General features: G+C 42.0%; 11 protein-coding genes. All 11 read right to left on the bottom strand.

Translation table 11 applies throughout. The features are described 5' to 3' along the window. Positions 1-9: 9 nt before the first annotated feature. Complete coding sequence (locus tag GT508_RS08735; protein ID WP_161144050.1) at positions 10-1,938, bottom strand: ABC transporter permease; 1,929 nt, start codon at positions 1,936-1,938, stop codon at positions 10-12. Beyond that, positions 1,931-2,698, bottom strand: a complete 768-nt coding sequence (locus GT508_RS08740; protein WP_028086259.1) for an ABC transporter ATP-binding protein — start codon at positions 2,696-2,698, stop codon at positions 1,931-1,933. Before GT508_RS08740 ends, GT508_RS08735 begins: the two co-directional genes overlap by 8 nt. 144 nt (positions 2,699-2,842) lie before the next feature. Then, entirely contained in the window at positions 2,843-3,859 is a 1,017-nt protein-coding gene (locus GT508_RS08745; protein ID WP_161144051.1) for a sensor histidine kinase, read from the bottom strand. After that, on the bottom strand, positions 3,856-4,530 hold the full coding sequence (locus GT508_RS08750; protein ID WP_161144052.1) for a response regulator transcription factor: 675 nt from the start codon (positions 4,528-4,530) through the stop codon (positions 3,856-3,858). Before GT508_RS08750 ends, GT508_RS08745 begins: the two co-directional genes overlap by 4 nt. Positions 4,531-4,857: 327 nt before the next feature. Then, positions 4,858-5,514 (bottom strand): cell wall hydrolase, encoded by a 657-nt coding sequence (locus GT508_RS08755; RefSeq protein WP_139009595.1) that lies wholly within the window; start codon positions 5,512-5,514, stop codon positions 4,858-4,860. Positions 5,515-5,747: 233 nt separating this feature from the next. Beyond that, positions 5,748-6,983 (bottom strand): ABC transporter permease, encoded by a 1,236-nt coding sequence (locus GT508_RS08760; protein WP_139009596.1) that lies wholly within the window; start codon positions 6,981-6,983, stop codon positions 5,748-5,750. Further along, a complete protein-coding gene (locus tag GT508_RS08765) occupies positions 6,980-7,864 on the bottom strand; it encodes an ABC transporter ATP-binding protein (RefSeq protein ID WP_139009597.1) in 885 nt (294 codons plus the stop codon). Before GT508_RS08765 ends, GT508_RS08760 begins: the two co-directional genes overlap by 4 nt. A gap of 184 nt (positions 7,865-8,048) precedes the next feature. Then, positions 8,049-8,861: a hypothetical protein gene (locus tag GT508_RS08770; protein ID WP_139009598.1), complete on the bottom strand. Its 813-nt coding sequence runs from the start codon at positions 8,859-8,861 to the stop codon at positions 8,049-8,051. Further along, positions 8,854-9,411 (bottom strand): RNA polymerase sigma factor, encoded by a 558-nt coding sequence (locus GT508_RS08775; protein WP_139009599.1) that lies wholly within the window; start codon positions 9,409-9,411, stop codon positions 8,854-8,856. Before GT508_RS08775 ends, GT508_RS08770 begins: the two co-directional genes overlap by 8 nt. A 271-nt stretch (positions 9,412-9,682) precedes the next feature. Continuing rightward, on the bottom strand, positions 9,683-12,883 hold the full coding sequence (gene carB / locus GT508_RS08780) for a carbamoyl-phosphate synthase large subunit (protein WP_117598060.1): 3,201 nt from the start codon (positions 12,881-12,883) through the stop codon (positions 9,683-9,685). Then, positions 12,883-13,953, bottom strand: coding sequence for a carbamoyl phosphate synthase small subunit (locus tag GT508_RS08785; RefSeq protein WP_028086254.1), 1,071 nt, complete (start codon positions 13,951-13,953; stop codon positions 12,883-12,885). Before GT508_RS08785 ends, carB begins: the two co-directional genes overlap by 1 nt. Between the last annotated feature and the right edge of the window lie 41 nt (positions 13,954-13,994).

Genomic DNA, 13,994 nt, shown 5'->3' on the forward strand with positions numbered 1-13,994 from the left:
CCCTTAATCTTAATTCACGATCCGGTAATATTCTTTCGCAGTTATGCTGTAAACGATGATATAGAATACCGCAAACACCGCTATCGTAATGATTGTGCATACCGCAAACAACGATACATTCGTAAGATTTAATACTCCCAGAATTTTTGTCATTACTTTAAAGGCTACTGCAACATGGATCACTGCTACAACCAACGGCAGGAAGAATACGCTTAAGACCTGGCTTCTGATGGAGCGCTTCACTTCTTTTTTACTCATACCAACCTTCTGCATGATCTGGTAACGCTCCCTGTCATCATAGCCTTCCGATATCTGCTTATAATAAATGATCAGTACCGTTGCCATAATAAACATACTTCCCAGATAGATTCCAATAAAGAACAATCCGCCGTACAATTCATAAAAAGAAGAACGGCTTAACATACGGCTTTCCATCGTTCCATCCGGAAACTTTTCATAAAATTCGTTCTGTATCTGTTCCAGTGCCTCTTTTTGTTTTCCGTCATCTCCCTTCAGGTTGAATTTATCTGCATAAGAAAATGACTCGATACGTTCAATCTGCTCTGCATTTGCAAATACAATGTATAATGTCTTATACATTTCTGCCGTGCTCTTCGGCTGGCTCGTCATCTCGGACAGTTCTTTTTTCACCTGATAGTTCTGTCCTGCAATGTTTATCTGTTTTTTTCCACATTTGCCGTTCGTGGTATAGGTCAGTATTTCCTGTTCCTTTAACGAAACATTCTGTTTTTCTATCCGGTTATACTCTTCCTGTGTGATCATCTCTACATAGTAAAAATGATTGTCCGGATAGTACTGCTCTACCTTTTCCAGATTATTTCCTTTCAAAACCGCATTCATACTGCCATATCTGTACCGGACTCTGTCTGTTATTTTTACCCCTGCTTTCTCACATTGTTCTTTTATCAGTCTCTGAAGAGTCTCTTCATTATTTGTATCGGCTTCATTGCAGACAATTGAAACATCTCTCGGAAAACGTGAGTCCAGGATATCTTCCATTCCCGCATACAAAGATACCGTTGTGGATACCATAACCAGCACCATCGTACTTAACACACAGATGTTCGCAAGTCCCGCTCCGTTTTGTTTCATACGATAGATCATGCCTGATACACTGGTAAAATGCTTTGGATTATAATAATAAGCTTTATTTTTCCGGAGTATTTTCAATACCACAATGCTTCCGGCAATAAAAAGTGCATAAGTTCCAATAATCACACAGACCACTGCAACAAAGAATTTCAAAAGTGCTTCTAACGGTGCCTCTGTTGTAAGTGCAATCCAGTAGCCATTGCCAAGTGCCGCCACACCGACGATCACAAGCAGCCATCTGCTCTTCGGCTCTTTCTCCCCCTGATTGCCTCCGTGCAGAAGTTCCACCGGATTCACCAGCTGTATCTGTAAAATGTTATATAAATACGTCAGAAGAAAAATTCCTGCAAATAATATGACAGTCTGTACAATTGCAGTCCCATTGACCGAAAACTGCATATCTACGCTGTTGTGCAGAATCTTAAGAAGCAGCAGATACATCAGTTTCCCAAATATTATTCCAAACACCAGACCGCCAAGAATACTGATTCCCGCCGTCAGGATCGTCTCAACTGCCATCATTCGTGCAATATGCCGCTTTCCCATTCCAAGAATATTGTATACTCCGATCTCTTTCTTTCGTCGTTTGATCAGGAAACTATTCGTATAGAACAGAAAAATCACTGCAAATACAATGATCACACCCGTTGCATACTGAAGACATATCTTCAATGTATTCTGGGTAATACCTTCCCCCTTGCTCAGTGCGTCAATGATATAGAACATCATGACGGTCAGAACACCTGTAAAGATATAGGGTACATAGGTCTTACGGTTATTCTTAAGATTGGTCACAGCAAGTTTTTCATAGATGAAATTATTCATCCTCCTCACCTCCTGTGGTAAGAATCTTCAGCGTATCTGAAATTCTTTCATACATTTCTTCGTTCGTAAGATTCCCCCTGTAAAGCTGATGGAATACTTTTCCGTCCTTGATAAAAAGCACCCTTTTCGCACTACTCGCCGCTTTCACACTATGTGTCACCATAACAATCGTCTGACCTTCCTGGTTAATCGTTGTAAAAAGATTCATCAAACTGTCTGCCGCTTTCGAATCCAGTGCTCCCGAAGGTTCATCGGCAAGAATCAGCTGTGGTTTCGTGATCAGCGCTCTTGCAATTGCAGCTCTTTGTTTCTGCCCACCGGACACCTCATATGGATATTTCTCCAATAGTTTTTCAATTCCAAGTTTTTCTGCAATCGGTTTTAATCTCTTTTCCATCTCCGGATATTTCTTTCCGGATAATACCAGTGGCAGGAATATATTATCCTTTAATGAAAATGTATCTAACAGGTTAAAATCCTGAAATACAAAGCCGAGATTCTGACGTCTGAACGTTGCGATCTCTTTTTCTTTTAATTTCCCCAGATCCCTGTCTTTTAAATAAACCTTTCCTTCTGTCGGTTTATCAAGTGCCGCCAGAATATTCAGCAGAGTCGTCTTTCCCGATCCAGACTCTCCCATGATTGCAACATATTCCCCGCGTTCTACCGTAAAATTCACATCTCTTAAAGCCTCTACCTGATTGCTCCCAAAACGAGTCGTATATATCTTCTTCACATTTTTTACTTCCAGTAATGACATAAGTTTTTCTTCCTTTCTTTTTAAGATTTCTTCTTTACGGTATCTATTATAAAAAAAAGAGGAAATATCCTGCCATCGAAGCATGTGACATTTCCCCTGTTTAATCTTACATTCCTGTAAGGTTTTTCTCTTTTTGTCTGATCGTTATTCCGGATTCCATTCTTTCCTTGTCAGTTCCAGATATACACGGGTTCCTTTTCCCACCTCTGAATCAATCCATATCTTATGTCCCATCTTATCCATGATCTTTTTGCAAAGATACAGTCCAATCCCGGTAGACTTCTTATCTGCTCTTCCATTATATCCGGTAAACCCTTTTTCAAATACTCTAGGAAGATCTTCTGCCTGAATACCGATTCCATTATCCTCGATCACCAGACACTCCCGTCCTCTTTTTTCTTCCAGACAGATTCTGATCTTGCCGCCATTCTTTGTGTATTTCAAAGCATTAGACAGAATCTGTTCTGTCACAAACTCCAGCCATTTTTCATCTGTAAGAACTATTCGTTCCACCGGCCGGTAATCCAGACAGATCTTCTGAAAAATAAACATCTGAGAATATTTCCGGACAGATTGTTTCAGAATCTTATCTAAAGATACCTTCTCAAACTGCAGATCCCCGGACATATCTTCCATGCGGAGATACGTCAGCACCATCTCCACATACTGTTCCATTTTAAAAAGTTCCATCTTCATCTCTTTTAATTCCGGCAGTGCCGGGTTTTCATCTTCCACCGATTGCAGCAATATGTGCATCGCAGCGATAGGTGTCTTGATCTGATGCACCCACATACCATAATAATCACTTAAGTCCTGGCCTTTGATTCTTGCCTCTGATTTCAACTCCAGAATCTTTTCGTCAAAGATCCCCAGTAATTCCTGATAATCCAGTTCCAGAAGATTCCTGCACTCTGGAAGTTCTTTTGTGCACTCCTGCGTGCTCTTCTTAAACCGTTCCAGCAAAAGATGCTTCTTCCGGAAGCGATGATATTCCGTTATTACATAAAGGAGCAGCCACAATATCACCAGCAGCAGTGCATATTTCAACGCATCCATCCTGATATTATAAAGAAATGCTACAACAATAAATATTCCGACCGTTCCGGCATAAAGGCTGATCTCTCTTGTTTTATCTTTAAAAAATGCTATTAACAGTTTCATGCCTCCACCATATATCCTATTCCTTTTTTTGTGATGATCTTTCCGCCAAGGCCAATCTGTTCCATTTTTTTACGAAGTCTTGCCACATTGACCGTCAGTGTATTGTCATCAATAAATTCATTGCTGTCCCAGAGTCTCGTCATAATACTTTCACGGCTTACGATCTTCCCTGTATTTTCCAGAAGTATCTGCAGAATCTTGAATTCGTTCTTGCTCAGTTCCAGTTTCTGGTCCTGATACAGAACTGTCGCATCTGCCAGATTCAGGATCGCACCGTTCCACTCCATGACATCTGCCGTTCCACGGAATTCATAGGTTCTTCTTAACACGGCCTGCACCTTTGCCGTTACCACATTCAGGTCAAACGGTTTCTCGATGAATTCGTCGCCGCCCATATTCATTGCCATCACAATATTCATATTATCATTCGCCGATGACAGGAAGATGATCGGCACTTTCGAGATCTTCCGGATCTCCTGACACCAGTGAAATCCATTAAAAAATGGAAGTACAATGTCCAATAACACAAGCTGCGGCTCAAAGTCCACAAATTTTCCCATCACGTCTTTAAAATCTGTCATACATTCTGCCTGATAATTCCATTTTCCCAAATGGTTTTTCAGACCGCCTGCTATTGTTTCATCATCTTCCACGATTAAAATCTTATACAATCTTTCTTCTCCCCATATATTCAGCTTTTGTCCCTGTATGTAACACCTCTCAGATGTGTACCTGACATCTACATGACCTGCCACCTACAGAACTTGCCACCTACAGAACTTGCCACTGGCAACTTCTTACGGATGCTTTGGCAACTGGCAGCTCCTTACGAATGCATGGCAATAGCAAAAGGACAAAAGTTAAAAACTTTTGCCCTCTTATCGTAATACATTCGTAATGCAATTGTCAATTCCGGCTTTCTTAAGATTTCTTTCGAATTTCTGAAGAACTCCGACTCCACCCTGTATGCATTTCTTTCTATATTGTTTCTGCAAATATTAGTGGAAATAATGCGCTCCGATCTTCATTCCGGCACCGCCCTGGTCAAAATACAGGCAGCTTCCGATCGGATTCGAGCCATTCAGCGCATCTACAGCGGCTTGCAGAGCCGTCTGTGAATATCCCTTTGAACTTCTGACTCTGTTCAGCCATCCGGTCGCAGCCGGTCCAAACTGTCCGGACTGATAGATGACTTCTTCGATAGAATTCGGATAGCATCCACTCTTGACACGGTTCATGATCACCGCACCGACAGCAACCTGTCCTTCATACGGCTGATTTCCCGCTTCACAGTAGATGATGGATGCCATCAGTTCCTGATTCGCTCTTACGTATGCTTCTCTTGCTTCGCGTTCTGCTTTTTCTTGTGCTTCCTGCTCTGCCTTTTCTTTTGCGAGGCGTTCTTCCTCTTCTTTTTTTGCTATATTATCTGCGATTACCTGCTGACTTACATCTGTCATCTCCTGTGCAGATGCTACGATATTCTGTGATATCGCCTGTACAGCAGTGTGTGTATTCGTATTTTCCCCTTTTGTTTCTGTGATTGTTGTTACTTCCGACTGTTCAGAGGCTGCCTGACTGGTAAAACCAGTTGCCATTACTGCGCATGCTGAATACAGCACGAACATCGATTTCAGTCTCTTCGCTTTTAACATAATATAAATACCCTCCTGATTTTGTTGCAATGATTTACATTTCTTTTAATAAAGTATATTCACTTTTTGCAACTTTATTACAAATATTACAGATTTGTTACAAGCAACGATTGGTATCATATCATGTACGCTGTATTTTGTCAACTTTTTTATTTACTTTTTTCAAACACACAGATTACACTGCTCTTTTTTCTGCTATTATTACTTATTTTTCTCTGTTATTTCACCGCTTTTTAAGCCTCTTTTTTACAATAGCTCACCACTGTTACGACCAGACATACCGGAATCCAGATTCCTGCTGCAATTGCAATAATATATGGCGTCCAGTAATATCCGCTGCCGATCTGTACAAAGTTTCTGGCAAGCAATTCTCCCTCCAGGCTGTTCATAAAGGCAAGTCCACTGGTCGGGAAGATACATCTTAAAATATCCAAAATATTCCGGCTGTTTGATATTGTAAATATCACCATCGGTACAAATGCACCCGCAAATGCACAGATCAGTGCCGACTGTACCGTCTTGCATTTTGCCGAAAAGAACAGTGTACTCGATCCAACTGCCACAAGTGAAAGCAGCGCTCCCGCAACCATGACCTTATACATTTTTCCTACTGTAAATGCAGGAATATAGTACAGATATCCAAGCATCTGCAACGGATTTTTAAATACTTCTGCGCCATATAGTAGACGCATTATGATGGAAAAGACTGCCGTTCCTGCCGCAAATACTGCAAAAATCAATGTGAATACCACTGCGATTTTTGTAACCGCAAGGCGGAATTTTCCATGTTTCGTACAGCGCAGGATCTGGTCTGATCCGGTCTGATACTCGGTTGCAAATACCGGTGTTATGATCACCATAAAGAAAATCATGACCAGGAACAGATAGATTTCATAATAATCCAGCTGATCCGTCGTAATCTCCGGATAATAACTAAATGGGGTCCGTATCTGTGCTGTCATCTGATCGATCTTCTTTTGAATTCCGGGATTTTGGTTCAGATTACAAACATTTTTCCTGTAAGCTACATATACATTCTTTGCATCCTCTTCACTGATATCCGAATATTTCATGGTATAAAGATTCTTTCCGTCCGGAACGACTGTCTGTTCCAGCACTGCTATGATATCTAAATGCGGATATACTTTTTGCACATATACTTCCAGAGGAATATCCTGCCGGCTCAGTGAGCCATATTCTTTTAATACTTCTTTTATATCAGTGATTGTCTCGCGGATCTTTGCTTCCGTCATTTCACCTTGCAGTGCTTTTTTATCCGCCCTTTTCACCTTTATTGCTTCTCTTCCGCTTACTGCCTCGATATTCCCGGACTTATCTGTCTTATATGCCTGAATATATGTTACCGGTACATATGCCATTACTGCCGAAAGTACAAGTGCCGCGATCAATAGGAAACTGACACTTCTTGTCTTCAACAGACGTTTTAATTCTAATACATATAGTCTCATCGTACTTCCTCCCTTCCCTGTTCCGGAAACATCCACAGATACAGATCTTCCATTCTTGCATCTGCCGGTTCCGATCCCGGAATAACCGGCCGCTCTGCCAGATAACGCAGCACCGTTTTTCCATCTTCGCGGTTGTAAATGTTCACCACTGGGATTTTTGTCTCGTATGTCATCACTTCTGCCATATCAAGGACTACATTCCATACTTTTCCCTCGACTTCTTTTACCAGTTCTTCTGTCTCTCCAACCGCTGCAATCTTTCCATTTTTCATAACTGCATTGCAAGTGGCAATGTACTCCACATCCGACACAATATGCGTCGAGATCAGTACGATCCTGTTCCTTCCGAATTCCGATAACAGATTCCGAAAACGCATTCTCTCTCCCGGATCCAGCCCGCTGGTCGGCTCATCTAAGATCAGTACTTTCGGCTCATTCAACAATGCCTGTGCGATTCCCACACGGCGTTTCATTCCGCCGGATAATTTGCTGATTTTCTTCTTTCTGACATCCGTAAGTGATACCAATTCCAGAAGTTCCTGTATCTTTTCTTTTGTCTCTCTTTTGCCGATTCCTTTTAATGCAGCCATATATTCCAGATAATCCTGTACCGAGAATCCCGGATAGAATCCGAATTCCTGCGGCAGATATCCGAAGATATCTCTGTATTTTTCTCCCATTGTGCCGATCTCGATCCCGTCGTAACGGATCTCTCCGCCAGTCGGCTTCATAATCCCAGCGATCATCCGCATAAGTGTCGTCTTACCCGCACCATTTGCTCCCAGAAGTCCCCAGACTCCCGGTGTCAGTGTCAGGCTTGCATGATCGACAGCACATTTGTCTTTGTATTGTTTGCTGACATCACATATTTCAAGTTTCATATTTTGTTCCTCTTTCTTTCACAAAAGTTTCTAGGTTAAGTCTTATGATAAGGTTCTATAGTAAGTACCTTGGATTCATTTCTTATCCATATTTATCTGTTTCATTCAGATCGTTTATCATTATCCTTTTTTATTTATCTCTTTTAGATATACTGTCATTTTAAAATTTTATCCCATTTTACTTCTAAAATTGTACAGCAATTATCTTCCTTCCCTTATACACCATAGTTCCAGCTGCAATCACCAGAATAACAGTCCACCATCCTGCATTTCCATACACAGATGGAAGTTTCAGGTATAAAAGATATTGCAAAATCAAAAGTCCCACACAGGCACCTTCACAGATCCGGATACATCCGGAGGCCTGATCTTCCATATCAAGTTTTGCTTCTATCTTCTGCATCCATCCCGCACAGAAGCTTCCTGTCAGGAATAGCGGTGCCAGATACCACAAAAGAACCATACCTGCCGATGCATAATTCTTACTGCTGATCACAAACATACACAACAGAACGGTTACCAGATCTCCGGCCGACAATACGATCATCCGGCTTAAAAGCATCCCCGCCAATCCATGCTTTGTGGCTTTTTCCATCTCATACATCCGGTATCGGAAAGACTGCATCACATAAGGAATCCCGATCATTGCCATGACAGTTCCCAGTGCTCCGACCAGAAACGCAAGTCTTCTTCCCGCCAACAGCCATGTTACATCCACAGTTCCTGCGTCCGTTCCATAAAAGAATACGACCGCACTTATCATAACCAGCGCCTGTATGCTCCACATCTTCCATCCGATGAACGGAATCTGACGGATCAGGAATGCTGTAAAGTCTGTCCGTTCTCTCTTCTTCCCGGTCAGCCAGTCGACCTTACTGATCTCCATGATTTTTCTGATCTGTTCTGACTTTTCTTCTTCGCCAATCTGCAATGATCCGCTTAACTTCAATGCTTTATATAAATACGCTTCTTCCTTTCTTCCCTGTCTGTTATACATCCGGCTTTCCCTCCTTTTTTCTTAATTTCTTTAATGCGATCCTGAGTCTCGACTGAACCGTTCTTGCCGGAATCCCGAGTATCTCCGCAATTTCACGAAACGAAAGTTCCTGTGCATACTTCAGATATACGACTTCTCTCTGATCTTCCGGAAGCTTCCGGATCAGTCTCAGGAAATTGATATCACCTTCTGTCTTTGCATAACCGGTTTCCAGATAGATCATTTCTTCTGGCAGTTTTTTCTCACCATCCGATGCTTCGGTATCTGTATCAAACCATTCTTCTTTTGTGCATTTCCTCCACTGGTCTTTGCAGGTGTTTGCGGCCACCTTGTATAAGAATGCCCGGAATTTCCCACGATGTCTGTAGTCCGGCATATACCGGATCACCTTCAGAAATGTCTCCTGTACCGCATCTTCTGCCGCCGTCTTGTCCGGGGCATGGTAGATACAGTAGCGGAGAATATCCTCGTAATACATCCCGATCAGTTCTTCCCAGTATTCTGTTTCACCTTTTGCTATCTTTTTAAGTAATTCATTTTCACGCGTCAAAATTCTTCCTCCTGAGGGCGTCCCCTGTATATAGAACGTATTACATGTTGTAAATGATCACATATTTTATATTTTTTACTTTAGTATCTACTGAATCTGCCACTGGAAGTACTTGATACTGGCAGATTCTTTCGAATATCTGGCAACAAAAAAGCAGCATACCGCAAAATAATCATGCTGTATGCCACTTCTTATTTATGTTTTTACAAATATCAATTTTTCAAATTCTGTTGCACAAAATTCATTTACACAAAATTCGATTGTCCAAACTCTATTTGATCTTAGCAATGTCAATCAGTGTCAGCTTCTGGATATCTGTATTCTCCAGACTGGTGATCAGTGCTTTTGCTGTATCGATCGCTGTCAGTACATTGACACCTGTCTCGATCGCATTTCTACGGATCACGAATCCGTCTCTTGAGTGATCAGCTCCCTGCGGAGGTGTGTCGATAACCAGGTCGATCTTATGTCCGAGGATCAGATCCATAAGGTTCGGTGATTCCTGCTCGATCTTATTCACTGTCATAGCCTTTACTCCGGCATCTGTCAGAACCTTGGCAGTTCCTTCTGTAGCAAAGATCTTGTAACCGATCTTCTCGAATCTGCGTCCGATCTCTACTGCTTCTTCCTTATCTTCATCACGAACTGTCATAATCATGTTCTTGTGTTTTGGAAGTTTGACTCCGGCACCGATGAATGCTTTATAAAGAGCCTCATCAAATGTCTTGGCAATTCCCAGACACTCTCCGGTAGACTTCATCTCAGGTCCAAGGCTGATATCAGCACCGCGGATCTTCTCAAATGAGAATACCGGCATCTTGATTGCAAAATAATCTGCTTCCGGCTGTAATCCAGGTGTATAACCAAGTTCTTTGATCTTGTGTCCGATGATCACTTTTGTTGCAAGTGGTACGATTGGAATACCTGTTACCTTACTGATATATGGAACCGTACGGCTGGAACGAGGATTAACCTCGATAACATATACATCTTCTCCACATACGATGAACTGAATATTGATCAATCCGATTACGTGTAATGATTTTGCAAGTCTTCTTGTATATTCGGCAATTGTCTCTTTTGTCTTCTGAGAGATGCTCTGTGCAGGATATACAGAAATACTGTCTCCTGAATGGATTCCGGCACGTTCGATATGCTCCATGATACCAGGAATCAGGATATCTTCTCCGTCACATACGGCATCAACCTCGATCTCTTTACCCTGTAAATACTTATCAACCAGGATTGGGTGATCCTGTGCGATACGGTTGATGATTCCGATAAACTCATCAATATCGTGATCGTTGATCGCAATCTGCATTCCCTGTCCGCCAAGTACGTAAGAAGGTCTTACCAGTACCGGATAACCCAGTCTGTTTGCAACTTTCTTCGCTTCTTCTGCTGTAAATACAGTTCCACCTGTCGGTCTTGGAATCTCGCACTGCTCAAGAATCTCATCAAACAGCTCACGGTCTTCGGCTGCATCTACATTTTCAGCAGATGTTCCAAGAATCGGAACGCCCATCTTCATAAGAGATTCTGTCAGCTTGATCGCTGTCTGTCCACCGAACTGTACAACTGCTCCGTCCGGTTTTTCCAGATCTACGATACTTTCTACATCTTCCGGTGTCAGAGGCTCGAAATACAGCTTGTCAGCGATATCGAAGTCTGTACTTACTGTCTCAGGGTTGTTATTTACAATAATCGTCTCGTATCCTTCTTTGGCAAATGCCCATGTACAATGTACAGAACAGAAGTCGAACTCGATACCCTGTCCGATACGGATCGGTCCGGAACCAAGTACCAGTACTTTCTTCTTGCCGGAAGTTTCAACTACTTCATTCTCACTTCCGAATACAGAGTAGTAATATGGTGTCTCTGCTGCGAACTCAGCCGCACAGGTATCAACCATCTTATAAGAAGCTGTGATGCCATTGTCATGACGAAGGTCATGGATCTCACGCTCTGTCTTTCCTGTCAGTTCTGCGATCACATTATCCGGGAACTCTAAGCGTTTTGCTTCTTTTAATGTCTCTGCTGTTAATTCTTCTGTCTTTAATTTCTGTTCCATCTCTACAAGAATTGCGATCTTGTCAATGAACCAGTTGTCAATCTTTGTAATTCTGTGAATGTCTTCGTAGCTGATGCCCTGACGGATTGCTTCTGCGATTTTCCAGATACGACGGTCATCTACAACTTTCAGTTCTTCTAACAGTTCTTCTCCTTTTAAATGAGAGAAGTCATAAGACATAAGGCTGTCTACATGCTGTTCCAGAGAACGGATGGCTTTCATAAGTGCTCCCTCGAAGTTATCACAGATACTCATAACTTCTCCGGTCGCTTTCATCTGTGTTGTCAGTGTACGTTTTGCACTGATGAACTTATCAAATGGAAGTCTCGGGATCTTTACAACACAGTAGTCAAGCATAGGCTCGAAACTTGCGTATGTCTTCTTTGTTACTGCGTTCTTGATCTCGTCCAGTGTATATCCAAGAGCGATCTTTGCTGCAACCTTGGCAATCGGATATCCTGTTGCCTTAGATGCAAGTGCAGAAGAACGGCTTACACGAGGGTTAACCTCGATTACACAGTACTCAAATGAATCTGGATTCAGCGCATACTGTACGTTACATCCACCAGTGATATTTAACTCACTGATAATATTAAGAGCAGATGTACGGAGCATCTGGTACTCTTTATCGCTCAGTGTCTGAGAAGGTGCTACTACGATACTGTCTCCGGTATGTACACCTACAGGGTCCAGGTTTTCCATATTACATACGGTAATGCAGTTACCATTGCTGTCACGCATTACTTCGTACTCGATCTCTTTCCATCCTGCGATGCAACGTTCTACCAAAACTTCCCCAACACGTGAAAGACGAAGTCCGTTTTCCAGGATCTCTACGAGTTCTGTTCTATTATCCGCGATTCCTCCGCCGCTTCCTCCAAGTGTATAAGCCGGACGAAGTACAACCGGATATCCGATGCTTTCTGCAAATTCAATACCTGTCTGCACATCCTTTACGACTTTAGAAGCTGCACAAGGCTCACCGATCTTCTCCATCGTCATCTTGAATTCCAAACGGTCTTCCGCTTTTTTGATCGTCTCGGAAGTAGTACCGATCAAACGTACATTATTTCTCTTAAGGAATCCATTTTCTTCAAGTTCCATAGCCAGGTTCAGCGCTGCCTGTCCGCCAAGTGTCGGAAGAACACTGTCTGGTTTTTCTTTTAAAATCAGCTGTTCTACTACTTCAACTGTCAGAGGTTCAATGTATACGCGGTCTGCGATATCTTTATCTGTCATGATTGTAGCCGGATTAGAGTTCAGCAGAACTACTTCCAGACCTTCTTCTTTTAACGAACGGCAGGCCTGTGTACCTGCGTAGTCAAACTCCGCTGCCTGTCCAATGATAATAGGACCAGAGCCAATTACTAATACTTTCTTAATATCTTTAATTCTAGGCATTATTTTGCTCCTTTCATCATATCCATAAATCTGTCAAACAGGTATCCGGAATCCAGTGGTCCCGGACAAGCTTCCGGATGGAACTGAACTGTAAAAATGTTCTTTCCTTCATATGCAAGTCCTTCGTTGGTTCCGTCATTAACATTGATAAACGCTTCTTTTGCTACTTTCGGGTCAATTGACGTACCATCAACTGCATAACCATGATTCTGTGAAGAAATATAAACCCTGTTGTTGGTCAGATCCTTCACCGGATGGTTACCGCCGCGGTGTCCATATTTCAACTTATAAGTCTTTGCGCCATTTGCAAGTGCCATAAGCTGATGTCCAAGACAAATTGCAAAAATAGGAATATCAGTATTGTATAATTTCTTGATCTCTTCGATAATAGATACGCATGTCTCCGGATCTCCAGGTCCATTAGACAACATAATACCGTCCGGTTCAGAAGCAATGATTTCTTCTGCCTTTGTACCTGCCGGATAGACTGTTACTTCACAGCCACGTTCATTTAAAGACTTGGCAATGTTCTTTTTCGCACCAAAGTCCATAAGAGCTACCTTTGGTCCATTGCCTTCTAAGACATATTTTTCATCACATGTTACTTTTGATACCACATCACCAACTGTATAAGCTTTTAGCTTCGGAAGGATCTCGTCTAAATTATAATTCTCATTGGTGGTGATCATTCCATTCATGGTTCCCTTTTCACGAAGAATCTTTGTAAGGGCACGTGTATCAATTCCTGCAATTCCCGGAATATCCTGTTCTTTCAGGAAATCCTGAATTGTTCCTTCACAACGGAAGTTGCTTGGCATTCTGGAAAGTTCTCTTACGATATATCCATCCGGCCATGCCTTCCTTGACTCCATATCCGGTGTGATGCCATAATTTCCAATCAATGGATAGGTCATTACTACGGCCTGTCCCGCATAAGAAGGGTCGGTTAATACCTCCAGATAACCTGTCATTGAAGTATTAAACACTATCTCACTAATCATGTCTTTTGTCGAACCGATACTGGTTCCGGTAAAGACAGTCCCGTCTTCTAATATAAGAAATGCTTTCATATATTCACCTTTTCCCTTCTGTGTTTCTTTTTCTTTTTTAT

This window comes from Dorea sp. BIOML-A1 (assembly GCF_009875615.1).
In the GTDB taxonomy this organism is placed as follows: domain Bacteria; phylum Bacillota; class Clostridia; order Lachnospirales; family Lachnospiraceae; genus Dorea_A; species Dorea_A amylophila.

Excerpts from the sequence above, each read along its gene's own strand:
- GT508_RS08735 (WP_161144050.1), bottom strand. The coding sequence starts at position 1,938 with ATGAATAATTTCATCTATGAAAAACTTGCTGTGACCAATCTTAAGAAT.
- GT508_RS08740 (WP_028086259.1), bottom strand. The coding sequence starts at position 2,698 with ATGTCATTACTGGAAGTAAAAAATGTGAAGAAGATATATACGACTCGT.
- GT508_RS08745 (WP_161144051.1), bottom strand. The coding sequence starts at position 3,859 with ATGAAACTGTTAATAGCATTTTTTAAAGATAAAACAAGAGAGATCAGC.
- GT508_RS08755 (WP_139009595.1), bottom strand. The coding sequence starts at position 5,514 with ATGTTAAAAGCGAAGAGACTGAAATCGATGTTCGTGCTGTATTCAGCA.
- GT508_RS08760 (WP_139009596.1), bottom strand. The coding sequence starts at position 6,983 with ATGAGACTATATGTATTAGAATTAAAACGTCTGTTGAAGACAAGAAGT.
- GT508_RS08765 (WP_139009597.1), bottom strand. The coding sequence starts at position 7,864 with ATGAAACTTGAAATATGTGATGTCAGCAAACAATACAAAGACAAATGT.
- GT508_RS08770 (WP_139009598.1), bottom strand. The coding sequence starts at position 8,861 with ATGTATAACAGACAGGGAAGAAAGGAAGAAGCGTATTTATATAAAGCA.
- carB (WP_117598060.1), bottom strand. The coding sequence starts at position 12,883 with ATGCCTAGAATTAAAGATATTAAGAAAGTATTAGTAATTGGCTCTGGT.
- GT508_RS08785 (WP_028086254.1), bottom strand. The coding sequence starts at position 13,953 with ATGAAAGCATTTCTTATATTAGAAGACGGGACTGTCTTTACCGGAACC.